18 protein-coding genes and 1 riboswitch are annotated in these 17,944 nt (G+C 34.0%); of the genes, 15 read left to right on the top strand and 3 right to left on the bottom strand.

The genetic code is table 11. The features are described 5' to 3' along the window. From phnW to cbpA, 6 genes are all read left to right on the top strand, one after another. Nucleotides 1-1,098, top strand: a complete 1,098-nt coding sequence (gene phnW, locus CQ058_RS11085) for a 2-aminoethylphosphonate--pyruvate transaminase (RefSeq protein WP_002126166.1) — start codon at nt 1-3, stop codon at nt 1,096-1,098. Further along, nucleotides 1,095-2,279, top strand: coding sequence for a saccharopine dehydrogenase family protein (locus tag CQ058_RS11080; RefSeq protein ID WP_105589705.1), 1,185 nt, complete (start codon nt 1,095-1,097; stop codon nt 2,277-2,279). The genes phnW and CQ058_RS11080 overlap by 4 nt, the downstream gene beginning before the upstream one ends. Before the next feature lie 40 nt (nt 2,280-2,319). Further along, nucleotides 2,320-3,102 (top strand): DeoR/GlpR family DNA-binding transcription regulator, encoded by a 783-nt coding sequence (locus CQ058_RS11075; RefSeq protein WP_002030497.1) that lies wholly within the window; start codon nt 2,320-2,322, stop codon nt 3,100-3,102. 438 nt (nt 3,103-3,540) lie between these two features. Then, nucleotides 3,541-5,823, top strand: coding sequence for an NEAT domain-containing leucine-rich repeat protein (locus CQ058_RS11065; RefSeq protein ID WP_002188874.1), 2,283 nt, complete (start codon nt 3,541-3,543; stop codon nt 5,821-5,823). A gap of 249 nt (nt 5,824-6,072) precedes the next feature. Continuing rightward, entirely contained in the window at nt 6,073-6,702 is a 630-nt protein-coding gene (locus CQ058_RS11060; protein ID WP_002011549.1) for a class II aldolase/adducin family protein, read from the top strand. A 125-nt stretch (nt 6,703-6,827) separates the two neighbouring features. Next, nucleotides 6,828-7,451 (top strand): cyclic di-AMP binding protein CbpA, encoded by a 624-nt coding sequence (gene cbpA / locus CQ058_RS11055; protein WP_002188875.1) that lies wholly within the window; start codon nt 6,828-6,830, stop codon nt 7,449-7,451. Nucleotides 7,452-7,518: 67 nt separating this feature from the next. On the opposite strand, the gene CQ058_RS11050 is transcribed toward cbpA, so the two are convergent. Then, nucleotides 7,519-8,289, bottom strand: coding sequence for a divergent polysaccharide deacetylase family protein (locus tag CQ058_RS11050; RefSeq protein ID WP_002011545.1), 771 nt, complete (start codon nt 8,287-8,289; stop codon nt 7,519-7,521). 488 nt (nt 8,290-8,777) lie between these two features. Here CQ058_RS11050 and CQ058_RS11045 point away from each other — a divergent pair, with 488 nt between their 5' ends. After that, on the top strand, nt 8,778-9,059 hold the full coding sequence (locus CQ058_RS11045) for an aspartyl-phosphate phosphatase Spo0E family protein (RefSeq protein ID WP_002011543.1): 282 nt from the start codon (nt 8,778-8,780) through the stop codon (nt 9,057-9,059). Between the two features lie 29 nt (nt 9,060-9,088). On the opposite strand, the gene CQ058_RS11040 is transcribed toward CQ058_RS11045, so the two are convergent. Next, nucleotides 9,089-10,585 carry an ATP-binding protein gene (locus CQ058_RS11040; protein ID WP_002188877.1) on the bottom strand — a complete coding sequence of 499 codons (1,497 nt, stop codon included), beginning with the start codon at nt 10,583-10,585 and terminating at the stop codon, nt 9,089-9,091. Between the two features lie 194 nt (nt 10,586-10,779). Between CQ058_RS11040 and CQ058_RS11035 the strand changes: the two genes are divergently transcribed. From CQ058_RS11035 to CQ058_RS32090, 4 genes are all read left to right on the top strand, one after another. Beyond that, nucleotides 10,780-11,226, top strand: coding sequence for a MarR family winged helix-turn-helix transcriptional regulator (locus tag CQ058_RS11035; protein ID WP_002011538.1), 447 nt, complete (start codon nt 10,780-10,782; stop codon nt 11,224-11,226). Nucleotides 11,227-11,386: 160 nt separating this feature from the next. Next, nucleotides 11,387-13,081, top strand: a complete 1,695-nt coding sequence (locus tag CQ058_RS11030; protein WP_002011536.1) for a M3 family oligoendopeptidase — start codon at nt 11,387-11,389, stop codon at nt 13,079-13,081. A gap of 138 nt (nt 13,082-13,219) precedes the next feature. Further along, entirely contained in the window at nt 13,220-13,753 is a 534-nt protein-coding gene (locus CQ058_RS11025) for a DinB family protein (RefSeq protein ID WP_002030551.1), read from the top strand. A gap of 105 nt (nt 13,754-13,858) precedes the next feature. After that, complete coding sequence (locus tag CQ058_RS32090) at nt 13,859-13,975, top strand: DUF6254 family protein (RefSeq protein WP_000038354.1); 117 nt, start codon at nt 13,859-13,861, stop codon at nt 13,973-13,975. A gap of 9 nt (nt 13,976-13,984) precedes the next feature. Here the strand turns inward: CQ058_RS32090 and CQ058_RS11015 are convergent, their stop codons facing one another. Next, a complete protein-coding gene (locus tag CQ058_RS11015) occupies nt 13,985-15,193 on the bottom strand; it encodes an ATP-binding protein (protein ID WP_002140936.1) in 1,209 nt (402 codons plus the stop codon). 207 nt (nt 15,194-15,400) lie between these two features. Continuing rightward, nucleotides 15,401-15,444, top strand: a riboswitch (PreQ1 riboswitch). A gap of 93 nt (nt 15,445-15,537) precedes the next feature. Between CQ058_RS11015 and queC the strand changes: the two genes are divergently transcribed. Genes queC through queF form a run of 4 tightly spaced genes read left to right on the top strand, consistent with a single transcriptional unit; the run spans nt 15,538 to nt 17,916 of the window. Further along, the gene (queC, locus tag CQ058_RS11010; RefSeq protein ID WP_002086813.1) at nt 15,538-16,200 is read left to right on the top strand and encodes a 7-cyano-7-deazaguanine synthase QueC; all 663 of its coding nucleotides are present in this window, start codon (nt 15,538-15,540) and stop codon (nt 16,198-16,200) included. Then, nucleotides 16,200-16,691: a 6-carboxytetrahydropterin synthase QueD gene (gene queD / locus CQ058_RS11005; RefSeq protein ID WP_002011526.1), complete on the top strand. Its 492-nt coding sequence runs from the start codon at nt 16,200-16,202 to the stop codon at nt 16,689-16,691. Before queC ends, queD begins: the two co-directional genes overlap by 1 nt. After that, entirely contained in the window at nt 16,684-17,400 is a 717-nt protein-coding gene (gene queE, locus CQ058_RS11000; protein WP_002086811.1) for a 7-carboxy-7-deazaguanine synthase QueE, read from the top strand. Before queD ends, queE begins: the two co-directional genes overlap by 8 nt. Nucleotides 17,401-17,418: 18 nt before the next feature. Beyond that, entirely contained in the window at nt 17,419-17,916 is a 498-nt protein-coding gene (gene queF, locus CQ058_RS10995) for a preQ(1) synthase (protein WP_002140938.1), read from the top strand. Nucleotides 17,917-17,944 lie beyond the last annotated feature (28 nt).

Genomic DNA, 17,944 nt, shown 5'->3' with positions numbered 1-17,944 from the left:
ATGAATGAAAATCACTATTTATTATTAACACCAGGACCATTAACGACAACAAAAACTGTAAAAGAAGTTATGTTATACGATTGGTGTACGTGGGATGTTGAATATAACACTATGGTGCAAGATGTAAGAAATAGGCTTGTATCGTTAGCGACAAAGGAAGAAGAAAAGTACACAACAGTTTTAATGCAGGGAAGCGGTACGTTTGCGGTTGAAGCAGTAATTGGTTCTGTTATTCCTAGAAACGGAAAGCTGCTAGTTTGTACAAATGGTGCGTACGGTAAGCGGATTGTACAAATGGCAGAGATGTTACATATAGATGTGGTGGTCAGTCAAACAGAAGAGTGGGAGCCTACTAATATTGCAGAAGTAGAACAGTTATTACAACAAGATAAAGAGATTACGCATATTGTAGTTGTTCATTGTGAAACAACTACAGGTATTATTAATCCAATTGTAGACGTATGTAAATTGGGAAAACAATACGGAAAAGTTACACTGGTTGACGCAATGAGTAGTTTCGGTGGTATTGAAATAGATATCGCTGAGTTGCAAATTGACTTTCTAATTAGTAGTGCGAATAAATGTATTCAAGGTGTTCCCGGATTCGGTTTTGTCATCGCAAATCGTGATGAACTATTGAAATGTAAAGGGCAAGCTCGTTCTTTATCATTAGATTTATATGATCAGTGGGAAACGATGGAAGAGCAAAATGGGAAATGGCGCTTTACTTCACCTACACATGTTGTACATGCTTTTTATCAGGCATTACTTGAATTAGAAGAAGAAGGCGGGGTAAGAGCCCGTTACAATCGATATTATAGCAATCAAAAACTACTAGTGCACAAGATGAAAGAAATGGGCTTTAAGCCATTAGTAGATGAAAAATATCAATCTCCTATTATTACATCTTTCATTTATCCAGAAGCAGGATTTGAATTTTTGCAGCTATATAATGAATTAAAGCGATATGGATTTGTTATTTATCCAGGTAAAATTTCGAAAGTAGATACGTTCCGCATTGGAAATATCGGTGATGTACATGAAGACGATATTAATCGCTTAGTTGATAGTATTGCTAAAGGGGTTGTTATAGGGTGAAAGTATTTTGCTTAGGTGGAGCAGGTAAAATTTGTCGTGAAGCAATTTTAGATTTAGTTCAATTTTCATCTTTTGAGACGATTACGGTAGCCGATTTTAATGAAGAGGAAGGCCGAAAAGTAGTAGAGTGGTTAAGTGATCCTCGTGTTGATTTTGTGAAAGTCGATGTGACAAATCATGAGGATACGGTCGCAAAAATGAAGGGCTATAACATTGTAATGGATGGTACGACGATAAAGTTAAATGGATTGTCTACTCGCTGTATCGCAGATGCCGGTTGTCACGGTGTGAACTTAAATGGATTTGGTGAAGAAAATGAATCCCACTCCAAATTTGTTCAACATGGAACAACATGTTTACCTGGGTTTGGTATGACACCAGGTGTAACGCAAATGATGGCCATGTATGCAGCAAATCAGTTAGATACTGTAGAGTCAGTTCGAGTAAGTCATGGCTCGTATCGTCCAATTGCTTTTTCTGCATCAATTACAGAGACAACGACATATGAATATGATCCACATTTGCCGACGCGTACAGTGTATGAGGAAGGTGAATTTAAGCAAGTACCTCCGTTTGCGCGCCCGAGAGAAATTGAATTACCAGCACCTTACGGAAAAACAATGCAGTATATAATCCCGCATTCAGAAACGATTACGTTAGCGAAGGCACTGGAAGATAAAGGTGTACAACTTATTGAAACAAGAGGAACTTGGCCAGAGCAAAATATGCAGCTCGTTCGTGCTTTATATGATTATGGTATATTGCGTAATGATCAAATTGAAATAAACGGTAAAGAAATTGGTATTATGGATTGTATTTCGAAGTATCTATTAAAATCGAAAGAAGGACAAGCAACAGAGCTTTATGGTTATGCACTTCATGTAGAAGTAGTAGGTATGAAAAATAATCAAGAACAAAGGCATGTGTTATACCATACGCATCCGCTATCTGACGGTTCTGTAGTAGGTTGGGAGAAATTAAGGGCCTATACAAGAAATGTTGGTATCCCATTTGGAATCGCTACAGAGTTAATTGCAAAAGGAGTAGTTAATAAAGTCGGTGTTATTACTCCTGAAGAAGCTTTCGAAAATCCACAAATTATTTTTGACGAACTAGAAAAGCGCGGTATTTATATTCATGAAGAGATTTTCACTGAAAAAGAAAATTATAACTTTGTATAAGTAAGACAGTTTATGAGGTAGATATAAATGGGGTGAGGCTATGTCTGTAGTAGGTGAAGAGAGAAAGAGGACAATTCTTGAGAAGGTAGAGTTTAAAGGAAAAGTAAAAGTTTCAGAATTAGCGAGAGAGTTCGCAGTATCAACAGAGACGATTCGTCGGTATTTAGAAGAATTAGATCGTGAAAAAAAATTGAAGAAAGTGTACGGTGGAGCCGTTCAACTTCCGGGAGCTGGGATAGAGGCACCGATGTTAGAACGAGAGATGCTGCATATAGAAGAGAAGAAAAGAATTGGGTATAAAGCAGCAACGTTTGTGGAAGATGGAGATGTTATTGCGATTGATGATGGAAGTACACCACTTCAAATGGTGCCATATCTTGTTCATCGTAAAAATTTAACGATTGTAACAAGTTCATTTCCAGTAGCAACACAATTAATTTCTTCTATTAATAAAAAGATGTTTCACGGTGAAGTTTTATTTATAGGCGGGAAAGTATCTCCAAAACATTCACGTGTGTCGGGGTCTATTTCACAGCAAGTAATTCATCAATTTCATTTTCATAAAGCATTCGTTTCGATTGATGGGTTGTTGCAAGGTTTTGGGGTTTCTAGCTTTGAATTAGAAAAGGCGAAACTGTCAGAAGCGATGATGAAATTAGCTGAGAAAACGTATATTTTATGCGATCATACAAAGGTAGGCGTAAAAGGGAACTACCGAATAGCAGGATTTTCTCGTATTCAACATATTATTTGTGATAAGAAAATGCCCTATAGTTTTGAAGAAGAAGTCAAAAAGCATAATATTCAATGGACAGTTTGCTAAATGAATTGAATACGTTTAAACTCCCACCTAATTTTTAGGTGGGAGTTTTACTATCAGCAAGTAAAAAAATAAAAGCTTTGTATTTATGCAAAAAGTGGACACATTTTCTCATCTCGTTCATATAATTTACCAATACAAAAAAAGTTGGTCGAAGGAAAGAAGGGAAAGTATGTCGGAACGGATATATAATAAACTTGTATTGTATGCAAACATTTTGCAAAAAATTGGTGTTATTAATGAAAAAGAAAAAAGTGAAATCCTTCATACGATAGGCAAAAAAGCCCTTTGAGTAAAGGGTTTTTTATTTTTTATCTATGGAAATATAAACGTAATGTAATATTCTTGTTGACAATGATAATGAGATTCATTATCATTTATTATGTTAGCAATTGATAGTAATTATCAATTGGAATATATATAAGATAAGGGGATATTATTTTGAAAAAAAGTTATATTAAAGCTCTAGTAGTAGCAACAACATTAGCTATTCCATTTGCTGCGTATTCTACTCCAGCGTTAGCAGCAATAAAAATTGAAGCAAACCAGTCGGTAGCAGCAGCCAGTGATCGCACGTATGATACTGAGATTAAAATATATAAGGATCAAAAAGATGAGCCATCTATGGTTTCTCAGTACATAAAAAATCCTAAAGTAGCAATTGAAGATGGGAAAAAAATCGTTACTGTAACAATACAAGATAGCGATTATTTTCAATATCTTAGAATAGAAGATAGAAATCAACCTGGTGTATTTCATGATGTGAAAGTTCTGTCAGAAGATAAAAGAAAAAATGGAACGAAAGTAGTCCAATTTGAAATTGGCGAATTTGAGCAGAAGCACAATATGCAAATGCATATATTTATTCCGGCTATTGGATATGATCACAAATATCAAGTTCAATTTGAAATTAAAGATCCAACTGTAGGTGAAAAAGAAACAGAGAAACCAGATGATAACTCTAATTCAGGCAATACGGAAACAGATAATCCAGTTGATAATCAAAATATGATAACAGATAACAAATTAAGAGAACTTGTTAATAAAAAAGTATTTAATAGAAAAGATTTAAATACACCAATTACGAAAGAAGAGTTATTACAAGTAAAGGACTTGTTTTTAAACACGAATGAGATTCTGGATTATAGTGCATTAAAATATATGCCAAATTTAAAATCTTTAACAGTTGCGAATGCGAAGATAACAGATCCGTCGTTCTTTGCGAATTTAAAGCAATTAAATCATTTAGCTTTGCGTGGTAATGAATTTTCAGATGTAACACCACTTGTTAAGATGGAAAATTTAGAATCTCTTGATTTGAGTAATAATAAAATTACAAACGTTGCACCACTAATTGAAATGAAAAATGTAAAAAGTTTATATCTATCAGGCAACCAAATAGAAGATGTAACAGCATTAGCGAAAATGGAACAACTAGATTACTTGAATTTAGCAAATAATAAAATTACGGATGTTGCTCCATTAAGCGCATTGAAAAATGTAACATACTTAACTTTAGCAGGTAATCAAATTGAAGATATTAAACCGTTATATTCATTACCTTTAAAGGACTTAGTATTAACGCGTAATAAGGTTAAAGATTTATCGGGTATTGATCAAATGAATCAATTAAATAAATTATTTATCGGTAAAAATCAAATTGAAGATGTGACACCACTTGCTAAAATGACTCAGCTTACAGAATTAGATTTACCTAATAATGAGTTAAAGGAGATTACTCCATTATCAAATCTAGTAAACTTACAAAAACTTGATTTAGAAGCAAATTATATTTCAGACTTATCGCCAGTTAGTAAGTTGAATAAGTTAGTATATTTAAGTTTTGTTGCAAATGAAATCCGCGATGTTAGACCAGTAATAGAACTAAGTAAGAAAGCTTATATTAATGTCCAAAACCAAAAAGTCTTTTTAGAGGATACAGAAGTAAATAAAGAAGTAAAAGTACCTATATACGAAAAAGACGGCGAGGTATCTACAAAAATCCGTCTGAAGAGTGATGGTGGTACGTATAGTAATGGTGTAGTGAAATGGAGTACACCAGGTGAGAAAGTATATGAATTTGGAGTGAAAGATCCATTTGCGGATACAGGAATCTTCTTTACAGGATCTGTAATTCAAAATGTAGTAGAAAGTAAAGGGGACAACAATTCTAAAGAAGATGAGAAAGTAGAGGGAGTAGAATTTAAAGATGTACCAAAAGGACATTGGTCAGAAGAAGCAATTCATTATTTAGCGAAAGAAAATATTTTCAAGGGATATGGAAATGGACAATTTGGATTTGGGGATAGTATTACTCGTGGACAAGTTGCGTCTTTAGTACAAAGGTACTTGAAATTAGAAAATAAAGTAGAGCAGAAAGAGATGTTTACTGATACGAAAGGGCATATGTTTGAGCAAGATATTGCTACAGTTGCACAAGCTGGAATTATGCAAGGAGATGGTACAGGTAAGTTTCGTCCAGAAGGAGTATTAACTAGGTACGAGATGTCAGTAGTATTACAAAAAGTATTTCAGTTAAATGAAAATGAAAATAATTTGGAGAACTTTACAGACGTACCAACAGGTCATTGGGCAGAAGGATATGTGAAAGCATTAGTCGATAATAATATATCAAAAGGTGACGGGAATGGGAACTTTTTAGGGGATGATTTCGTAACACGTGAGCAATATGCGCAATTTCTGTATAGGGCAATAAAAAAATAATAAATGAGAAAAATACGTTATTCTTTAATAAGAAGAATAACGTATTTTTTATATGTACAAAATCAAATGCTAAATAGACAGGAGTGTTTACATGTGATAGGCCTATTTTTCCGATAGGTGCTGAAACCATATTGACAAAAAGGCATTCTCGTGTGATAATTCAATTAAATTTTTAGAATAATCAAAAAACATTCCTTTTATATAGAAAGGATTTGAATATTATATTAATATTACGCCGGGGGTGACGAAATGTTATTTTTTCTGAAAAAATGGAACGAATTAAAAGATGTGAAAGCAGAATTGGCACTTCGCGATTGGTTTTATGGTACGAAAATTAGTTTATCGATGTGTACGTCAAAAGAGCCATTAACATTTTTAGTGAATGTAGAGGGAAGAGATAAAGGGGTATTTTCTGAAGAAGATTTTATTGTCGTAAATTGCATGTGTGAGCCAGTATTTGAAAACGAAGAAAAACCAGCTATAGAGTCATTTATGCATGCGGATATTTATAAAAAAAGTAGTGCAGAATGCATTTTACAAGTACAGACTGTAGATAGTCATTTAATGTCAGAGCTATATGGGAAAGAAGGAGAAGTAACATTCGAAAAACGTAGTGTGGAACGTGTTTTTGGAAAAGACGGTATTACAGAAATGACAATTCCAATTGTAGAAGATGAAAAGAAATTCGCTAATTTATTAGAAAATAATGTTCCGAATTTTATTGAAGGTGGAGGAGTAGTCCTTGTTCATAATTACGGAATGATCGTGTGGGGGAAAACTCCAGAAGAAGCGAAAAAATGGTTGGAAGGTATAGAGTATTTAATGAACTATCACGTAAAGCTTTTAATGATAAAAGGGGCAAAAAGTTCTGTTATATAAAGATGTATTCACAGAGATTATCATCCCTTAAAAATGAAAGCGTTTTAAAAAGAAATTTTACTCATAAAATATAGGTCTCCTTATTATATATAGATTACATGTTGACATGTAAGGAGGAACATATTTTGCGAGTTAAATATCATTTTCTGCCAAAACAGCAGGTGACATTTTGCAAAACGAATGATTCTGGTGAAAAGGCGTTACAAATTATGAATGAAACGGGATTTCGCGCAATTCCTGTATTAGCAGAAAATGAGAAGGAATTCACGGGGATTATTTATAAAGTAGATCTTTTAGAAAAGAAGTGTAATAGCAGATTAGAGGATGTAAGTACAGAAGATGTACTGGAAAGTCCAAATTCGTTTATTTTTGAAAAGGATTCTTTTTTTAGAGCTTTTTACGTTATTCGTCGTCTCCCGTTTTTAGCGGTTTTAAATGAGTATAATGAATTTGTCGGCATTTTAACACATTCTAATGTATTTGATGTCATTGAGGATTCGTTCGGTATGCGGACGGGTGGTTATATATTAACAATTGCAACACAAGATTGTAAGGGAACAATTAAAGAGCTTGGGACATTATTAAAAGCATATAATATCGGTGGACTGTTTACTCTTGATAACGGTGATCAATATATTCGCCGTGTTATCGTAAATATATCGGATGAGTTAAATGAAAAAAAATTAAAGCGATTAATTGAAAAGATAGAGAAAAAGGGATTCAGGGTGAGTCATGTAGATTATATTTAAGTTGAAAAGGAAAGGTACCTATCTGCTATGTGTAGATAGGTATCTTTTTTAGTGCAAGAAATGAATTTTATTTTGAAACAGAAGGTGGAGACAATGCTAAATCAGATAAAAAAATAAAGTCTGCATGCTCACGAATTTTAGGAATAGAAGTTTCGATAATACGTGATGTAATTTCACCTGGAGCCCCAACGTGTCCGATAGCTACCATAATGGGTTTGTCTTGGATTTTTTTTATGAGTAATTGTGCTTGTTTTGAAATGTGACTTACCGTATATACATCATCAAAAAATAATTGGTTTTCAATAATAGGAACGCCTAATTCTTTACCGATTTTTGGGACAACACTATTAGGGTTTGTTTTACTATCTAAATAAAATAAACCGTGCTTTTTACAGGCAGAAAGTATAAGACGTACAATTCTTTCATCAGCGGTTACTTTTGATCCCATATGATTGTTCATTCCTATTGCATGAGGTATTTCTTGAATTGCTTGTTCGAGTCGGTTGTTTATTTCTTCATCGCTTAAATCTGTTGTAATCGCTTTTGGTCCAAGCCACTCTTTTTTTCCTCTAATTGGTTCCATTGGCATATGTATAATAACTTCATGCCCTTTTTTATGGGCAGCTATTGCATCTTGTTTAGTAGAAGGAAGAAATGGCATAACAGCAACAGTGAGTGGAATAGGAAGTGATAACATCTTATCTGTGCCTTTCATATTATTGCCGAAATCATCGATGACAATAGCAACTTTATTCGTATGAGCGTTTGCTTGAATAGGAAAGAGGAAGAATGGTATGAACAGGGTGAAGATAAGAACTGTAATAGTATATTTGCGCATATAAATATTTCCTTTCTATTTTATCCCGCTATTTGCGGACAGTAAGACTCCCACCTCAAAATTTGGCTGGAGTAAAGAAGTTAGGTGGAAAATCCACTGCCCGTAAACGCCCGATTGGTGAAGGCTAATAATTAGTGGGGATGGACAAAACCCCCACTGATTAAAGTTCACTTTATCAATCATCATTATGTTTTGCGTTTTTACATAAATTAAACAAAAAATGTCGAAGAAAAGTACATTGAAAATAGAGAATCCACTGTTTACGGAGTATTTACAAAAAAGAAGATGAAAAAAATGTCTATTATTGCGAATGTATTTACAAAGATAGAATAATTTGTAATAATTCTCAAAGTGAGGGTAAAGATTTGTAAATTACAGGAGAAAAATGTTAAATTTTCTGATTCTTCAATTTTAAATAGAATTAAGTGTTTAAAGGGCTAAAGTAGAAGAGGCGTTGAGAGTATGGAAGAAAAATAAGGGGGATATGGATGTTTACTGTAAAAAGGAAGTACACATTAGAAAAGCTTTCGCATGATATTCATATGAAACGTGAAGAAATGATTCATTTAGGATTAACAAGTGGGTTAAATAGTATGGAGACAATTCAAGTTAGTCAAGAATTGGACAAGCTTATCGTACAGTATCAGCGTTACAAAGAAAAACAAACACCGAAATGGTTTTCAATTATAAAGGTTCCTATTTTTCAAATTGGGTATGAAGGGAAATCAAACAATTTTTGGAGAATGTTTGTAGCTGGTTTTATGAAATAAGTATAATTACCCTTTTAGGATAAGGATAATTATACTATGTGTAATGGAATCTCTATATGAACTGTCGTTCCTTTGTTTTCTTTACTATCAATAAATATATGCCCATTGTACATCTCTACAATTCGTTTACATATAACAAGCCCAAGACCTGTTCCAGTATCTTTATTAGTAAAGAACGGATGAAAGAGGTGTTTTTGAATATGTTTAGGAATCCCTTTTCCAGTATCAATAATTTGCAAGTGTGCGTGTTTTTCGTTGTTTGTTACTACAATGGTTAATGTATCACCAGAAGCCATAGCTTCAATTGCATTTTTTGTAATGTTTAAAACCACTTGTTTCATATGGTCTTTTGAGCAACGTATATGAACAGGGTGGTCTGGCAAATGTAAATGAAATACTATGTTATGTAGATTCGCTTCAGATTGGATAATTAATGCTACCTCATTAAGAATCGTTCTTACATCATATGTTTGTTCAATGATGGCAGTTGGTTTTCCAAGAATAAGAAATTCGCTTACAATTTCATTAATTCGCTCTATTTCTTGTTCGATTACGGAAAAGTAGAACTGATCCTGTTCATCTTTATATTTCTCTTTTAACAGAGCAACGAGTCCTTTAATTCCAGTAAGAGGGTTACGGATTTCATGAGCTGTACTAGCTGCAAAAGTTCCAACCAATTCAATTTTTTGTAGTTCATTTTGTTGTCTTTCTAGTTTTGTTTGACGTTTTAATAACATATATTGAGCAAGTAAAAATAAAATAGACACTAAAAATAAAGTAGCTATACACTCTATTGAAACTAACTGGTATAAAGTTTGTTGATGAATAGGTAACGGAGAAACAGAGACTTTCCAATTTAATCTTTGGAGTGGGGTAGTAAGCATGTTAGAATGCCCATCGCTTGTTTCGTTATTATCATCGGTTAGAAAAACTACATCATGTTTATCAGTCACTTCGAAATGATATTGTGGTTTAATAGCATTTAAAGAGGCTGAAATGTAGTCAAAGCGTAAACTTGCTAATAATAAGCCTGAGAGTTCCTTTTGTCTATTAAATATTGGAGACGCAATCATAATAGCTTGATGTCCAAGAACGCGATCTGTAATAACTGATGATACAGTTGTTTTCTTAGATTGCAATGCATCTTGGATGTATTGGCGGTCAGAAACGTCAATAGGCGGCGAATCGCCTTGGGATGCGAGTGTAATCATCCCATCTGTCGTAGCGTAATATAGACCGGAAAAACGTTCATCATTTCCATCGGTATCATGTACAATCTGTTTAATCCCATTGATGTTTCCAGTTTCGGTCCCTACGACTTTTGCGAGCATTTCTAAGGCAGATATAGCTTCACCAAGGTGATGGTCTAAATAGTCTCTATATAAAAAGAGAACAGTGTGAGCAGATAGTTTGTTTGCCTGTTTCATTTGATAAGTGTGATATGAAAAAAATATGGCACCAATCCCTATCGTTGGCAGTATAACAAGCAGTATGTAAAAAACTATGCTTTGTAATTTGACTTTCAAATTTGGTACTCCTTCTTTTTTTATTATCATTATATATAAACTATGTTAAAATTGTCATGTTTTTATTCAAGAATCATTTGCATTACATTAGGGAAAGGAAAAGGAATGAGTGAATATTCATTCGGAAGTTGTAATGAGGTGCTACGTTGCTTTTCTTTTTGTTGCGGAGAATTTAAGTGAAGGGTTGAAATGGTATGACATCAAATAATGAGCGAGAAGACATTTCTCAATCTTTAAAAGTATTTATTGCATTATCCCGTGTACATCGTTCTGTTATGGATACTACAAATAAATCCATACAAAGTAACGGATTAAATCCAACTGAGTTTGCTGTATTAGAATTACTATATCATAAAGGAGGCCAACCACTTCAGCAAATCGGTGAGCGTATTTTAATAGCTAGTGGCAGCATTACATACGTTGTAGATAAGCTAGAGAAAAAAGGGCTTGTAAAACGAATTCCATGTCCAAATGATAGGCGTGTTATTTATGCACAATTAACGGAGTCTGGAGAGAGCTTTATTGCTTCTATTTTTCCAGGTCATGAGCAAGTTATATATCAGTCTTTTGAAATGTTAACGAAGGATGAGAAGGATGAATTACTCGAGCTATTGAAAAAAATTGGAAAGTATGAAAAATGATGATATGTTCCAAAGGAGCTTTGGATAAAGAAATCCAAGGCTTTTTTGTGTGCATGTATTTATGACATCATCTACCGCATTTTGCTGAAGAATAAGAGGAGATTTGTAAGTAAGAATTGAATTATAATAATGATGCATATAATGGAGAGGGGGCTCGTTCATGTCATTTAAAGACTATGAATATAAACGGCCAAATATTGAAGAATTAAAAGGGAAATTTACTGTTGCTTTAGAGAAGTTTGATAACGCAAAAACTGTAGAAGAACAAAAACAAGTTATCAATTCAATTAACGAAATTCGTAATGACTTTGGTACAATGGGGAACCTTTGTTACATTCGTCATTCTGTTGATACGACAGATGCCTTTTATAAGGATGAGCAGGATTTCTTTGATGAATTCTCTCCAGTTGTACAAGGGTATGGTACAAAGTATTATAATGCGTTAATTCATTCTCCATTCCGCGAAGAATTAGAAGCGTATTATGGAAAGCAATTATTTGCTCTAGCTGAATGTGATTTAAAAACATATTCAGATGAAGTAGTGAAAGATTTACAATTAGAGAATAAATTGTCTTCACAATATACACAGTTATTAGCATCTGCAAAGATTGACTTTGCAGGAGAAGAAAGAACGTTATCGCAACTTATTCCGTTTATGCAAGGAAAAGAAAGAAGTGAACGTAAAGCAGCAAGTGAAGCATACTACGGATTTTTAGCTGAGAACGAGGAAGAGTTAGATCGTATTTATGATGAGCTTGTTAAAGTGAGAACGAAAATCGCAAAAACACTTGGTTTTAAAAACTTTGTTGAATTAGGATATGCAAGAATGTATCGTACAGATTATAATGCTGAAATGGTAGCGAACTATCGTCAGCAAGTATTAGATTATATCGTTCCAGTTGCAACCGAGTTAAGAAATAGACAAAAAGCACGCATTGGTGTAGAAAAGCTCGCTTATTATGATGAAAACTTTGAGTTTGCTACAGGTAATCCAACTCCAAAAGGCGATGCCGATTGGATTATTAATCACGGGAAAACGATGTATAAAGAATTATCAGCTGAAACAGATGAGTTTTTTAATTTCATGCTCGATAATGATTTATTAGATTTAGTTGCGAAAAAAGGAAAAGCTGGTGGTGGATATTGTACATATATCGAGAATTATAAAGCGCCATTCATCTTCTCAAACTTTAATGGAACGTCTGGGGACATTGATGTATTAACACATGAAGCTGGTCATGCTTTCCAAGTATATGAAAGTCGTAAGTATGAAATTCCAGAATATAATTGGCCAACATATGAAGCATGTGAAATCCATTCAATGAGTATGGAATTCTTTACATGGCCATGGATGAAGTTATTCTTTGAAGAAGATGCGGATAAATATTATTTCTCACACTTAAGTTCAGCACTTCTATTTTTACCGTACGGTGTATCTGTAGATGAATATCAACATTATGTATATGAAAATCCAGAAGCATCGCCAGCAGAACGTAAGTCAGCATGGCGTAACATAGAGAAGAAGTATTTACCACATCGTGATTATGAAGATAATGATTATTTAGAGCGTGGTGGTTTCTGGCAACGTCAAGGTCATATTTATAGCTCACCTTTCTATTATATTGACTACACGTTAGCTCAAATTTGTGCACTGCAATTTTGGAAACGTGCAAGAGATAATAGACAAGAGGCTTGGGAAGATTATGTGAATCTTTGTCAACAAGGTGGAAGTAAATCATTCTTAGAATTAGTAGAAGTTGCAAATTTAACATCACCATTCGCTGAAGGGTGTGTAAAAAGTGTAATTACAGAAATTGAAGCGTGGTTACGTGCTGTTGACGACACAAAATTGTAAAAAACATGCACTTTTTTCCTATGTTTAACATCGACATAATAGAAAAATGATGAGATAATAAAAGAAAATTCAGAATTATTTTAGGGGTGTTTCTAATGGGGAGCGCCCCTTTTCACCAACAAAAGGGGGGAAAGCACTATGCTTCAATCTAATATGGATGTTAGTTTAGAAACTTTAGTCCACTCATTACAGTCTACACGAAGCACGCTGTTATCAGAAATTGAAATGTTAAATGATACGGAGGTGAATGTAAAGCCACGCCGTGATAAATGGAGTATTATTCAAATTTTGCATCATTTGCATTTAGTTGAACAGTCTGTCACATCTGCCCTTGTATATGCTTTGCAAAAAAAAGAAAGAAAACTTGCTCCATTTAAAGACCTCCAACTTACGCTTGATCGCACACATAAAAGGGAAGCTCCTCAACAAATGAAACCAACAGAAACATTAATGAAAAAACTGCAAGGAATTCAATTACTAGAACATTCACGACAAGAATTATTACATGCCCTTCATAGTGTAATAGATGAAAAAGAATTATTTGAAAATGGATTAAAACATCCTATTTTTAATGATTTGAATTTATATCAATGGGTTCAATTTCTAGATTTACACGAACAAAGACATCTTACACAGCTAAAAGAAGCGAAACATGCAATTTTACAGCGTTAAAATGAAAGAAGTGGGGAACCGCTTCTTTTCTTTTTTACTCATGCATAGTTTTCTTTCTCATTTTGGAATACTACATGGAGAAAAGAAAAGAAGGAGTTGAAAAGCATGTCAAAGAAAAAGAGAGAAGAAGAGCGCGCCTGGAAAGCTCGGAAAGAAAATCAAAAGCCGCATGGGAAAGTGAAAGCTTTTGCAGAATTAGTTGAAGGAACAGAAAAAACGTGATGAAGTTCATCACGTTTTTTGTATGAGTGGGAAAGTTAATAAGAAAGTTGTACCTGTACCTTTTTCGCTCATAATATCAATCTTTCCATCCATTGCTTGAATGACGCTGAAGACGACCATCATTCCGAGTCCGGTACCTTTTTCTTTCGTTGAGTAGAAAGGTGATCCAAGGCGTTTTATTTGTTCTTGATCCATACCAACTCCTGTATCTTTTATATATAATTGTATATGTTTATGGTCTGGAACTAATGTAAGAATAAGGTCGCCACCTGTAGGCATAGCCTCAATACAATTTTTAAAAATATTTAATAAACATTGGTTCAGTTTTTGCTTTTCGCCAGCGATAAAGAAAGATGTACTTTGTTTTATATAATTTATACGAACATTTGCTAAATTGGCGAGAGGTGTGATCAAAGACAACGCATGAAGTAATTCTTCCTCTACTTGTAATTTTTGTTCTTTTTCAATACTCGGTTTTGCAAAAGTTAAGTAGTCTGTAAGAACGTGATTTGCTTGTTCGATACCATTAATGGCTATGTCGATATATAATTTTCGTTCTTTCTCAGAACATGCATCTGACTGTAAAAGTTGTAAAAAACCTTTCGTTGCAGTTAAAGGATTACGAATTTCATGAGAGATAGAAGCTGCCATTTCGCCGATTAAATGAAATTTCTCAGCGTTCATAAGTTCATTTTGGAGACGAACTTGCATTTGTAATATGTGTAGTAAATATAAAATAAGGATCGTACCAATCATCGTACATAGTTCGTACACAATGATATGTGGTATATAATCTGCCTCATTTGTAACACTTGCAAGGAAAAATGGTATCCAACCAAATCCATAAGTAAGACTGTAAAAAATAGCAAGTGTTATTTTTATATGATTAGAACTTCGATTAAAAAATTTGTATGTTAATAGTAGAACAATAAATAGGAGAATAGAAGCGATAAAGGATGGAAACGCACCTATTCCTCCCAATAAAAAGCGATAAATGTTTAATACAGCTAAAATAGAACCACCAGCAATAGGCCCTCCCGTTAACGTGCCGACAATTAATACGATATGTCGCATGTCGAACTGAAAACCATTATTTGTTTTTGCTGCGAAAGTGATACATAGTATGGTAGCGAGGCAACATAATACAATAAATATGGCTGAATTTAATTTAGGAGATCGTTTCCCTTTCTGATTCCAAAATAAATGATATACGAGCATTGTAACGAGAATAGATAATATATTTAAAAAGAGGTAAATAATAAAGAGTTCCAGTGGGATGCCTCCTCTCTTTTAACATTAAATTAATCATACTATAAAATGAAATAAATGAAATGCGAAATAGCGGAAAAAATCAGAAATTTTTCTGGTAGTATACAATATGTTACAATAATCTTTGTCAATGAAAGAAGAAATTCCGTGCACTGCATGGGAGAGGTTCGCGAACTCCCTCTATAAAAAACTATGGAAACAACAATATCATTAGGTATTGTTTTGTTTTTTTATTGTGACAGTTCAAGAACGTTCTTTCTTCTTATTCGTAGTAGAGAAGGAGAATGAGTGAAATGAAAAAAGAAAAAGCAGTTGTTGTTTTTAGTGGTGGACAAGATAGTACAACATGTTTATTTTGGGCGATACAGCAGTTTGAAGAAGTGGAAGCTGTAACATTTAACTACAATCAACGTCATAAATTAGAAATTGATTGTGCAGCGGAAATTGCGAAAGAGCTAGGAATTAAACATACGATACTAGATATGAGCCTATTAAATCAACTTGCTCCAAATGCGTTAACGAGAACGGATATGGAGATTACACATGAAGAAGGTGAATTGCCATCAACATTTGTAGATGGACGAAATTTACTATTTTTATCATTTGCGGCTGTATTAGCAAAACAAGTTGGAGCACGTCATATTGTAACGGGTGTATGTGAAACTGATTTCAGTGGTTATCCAGATTGTCGTGACGTGTTTGTGAAATCATTAAACGTTACATTAAATTTATCTATGGATTATCCGTTTGTTATTCATACACCACTTATGTGGATTGATAAAGCAGAGACATGGAAATTATCTGATGAACTTGGAGCATTTGAGTTTGTTAGAGAAAAAACATTAACATGTTATAACGGAATCATTGGTGATGGTTGCGGTGAATGTCCAGCATGTCAACTTCGTAAAGCGGGATTAGATACGTATCTACAAGAACGCGAAGGAGCGAGCAACTAATGGATAACTTTTTTGGATTTCGCATCGTAGAAAATTTGCAAAAAATGGACAAGGATATTCAGCGTGAACAACTCAAATATCATAATAAAAGAGTAATGGTCAGCAAGGAATTTACATTTGACGCAGCGCACCATTTACACTGCTATGAAGGGAAATGTAAAAATTTACATGGACACACATATAAAGTCGTATTTGGAATTAGCGGATATGTAAATGAAATAGGCCTTGCAATTGACTTTGGAGATATAAAAGAGATTTGGAAAAATGAAATAGAAATTTATTTAGATCATCGTTATTTAAACGAAACATTGCCAGAAATGAATACGACTGCTGAAAATATGGTCGTTTGGATTTATGAAAAGATGGCAGAAGCATTAACGAAAGATAATCGTGCGAACGAATATAAGGGAGCTCGTGTTGAATTTGTTCGTCTTTTTGAGACGCCGACTAGTTATGCGGAAGTAAGACGGGAGTGGATGCTCGATGAGTAAAATCCCCGTCTTAGAAATATTTGGTCCAACCATTCAAGGAGAAGGGATGGTTGTAGGACAAAAGACAATGTTTATCCGTACAGCGGGCTGTGATTATAGCTGTGCTTGGTGTGATTCTGCTTTTACATGGGATGGATCGGCCAAAGATCAAATTAAACAAATGACACCGGAAGACATTTGGAATGAGCTTGTAGAAATTGGTGGAGAAAATTTTTCTCATGTTACGATTTCGGGTGGAAATCCTGTTTTGCTGAAAAATATGCAATTTCTTCTTTCTATATTAAAGGAGAATGGAATGCGAACAGCGGTAGAAACGCAAGGGAGTAAATGGCAAGATTGGTTGCTTCAAATTGATGAGGTAACGATTTCTCCAAAACCACCAAGTTCAACTATGAAAACAGATTTTCAGATGTTAGATTCTGTTATTCATAAACTAGCAGGGAAAGATTTTAGTTTAAAAGTAGTAGTATTCGATGATCAAGATTTTGAATATGCAGTTAAGATGCACGAGCGTTATCCGAATGTACCATTTTTCTTACAAGTAGGGAATGATGATACGAAAACAGTGGATGATGCGGTGCTTATAAAAAAACTATTAGAAAAATATGAGTGGCTTATTGAAAAAGCTGTGAATTGTAAAGAAATGAATGATGCGAAAGTACTGCCTCAGCTTCATGCGTTAGTATGGGGAAATAAACGAGGGGTATAATGAGAAGGGATGTTTAAAATGGCAGGAAGATTAGATGAAGATTTAAAAGATGTAACATTATTAGGAAATCAAAATACAAAATATGTATTTGAATATAGCCCGGAAATTTTAGAGGTATTTGATAATAACCATCCAAACCGTGATTACTTTGTAAAATTCAATTGTCCTGAATTTACAAGTTTATGTCCGAAAACAGGACAACCAGATTTTGCAACAATTTATATTAGCTACATTCCAGAACAAAGAATGGTAGAGAGTAAATCTTTAAAGCTATATTTATTTAGCTTCCGAAATCATGGTGACTTCCACGAAGATTGCATGAACGTTATTATGAATGATTTAATTAAATTAATGGATCCACGCTATATTGAGGTATGGGGGAAATTTACACCACGTGGTGGTATTTCAATCGATCCTTACTGTAACTACGGCCGCCCAGGAACTAAGTATGAGAAAATGGCAGACTACCGCATGATGAATCACGATTTATATCCAGAAAAGATCGATAATCGTTAATATAGAAAGAAAGGATCTGTATGATATA

Source organism: Bacillus sp. MYb56 (assembly GCF_002976445.1).
In the GTDB taxonomy this organism is placed as follows: Bacteria; Bacillota; Bacilli; order Bacillales; family Bacillaceae_G; genus Bacillus_A; species Bacillus_A mycoides.
This window is presented reverse-complemented; position numbering and strand designations above follow the sequence as displayed.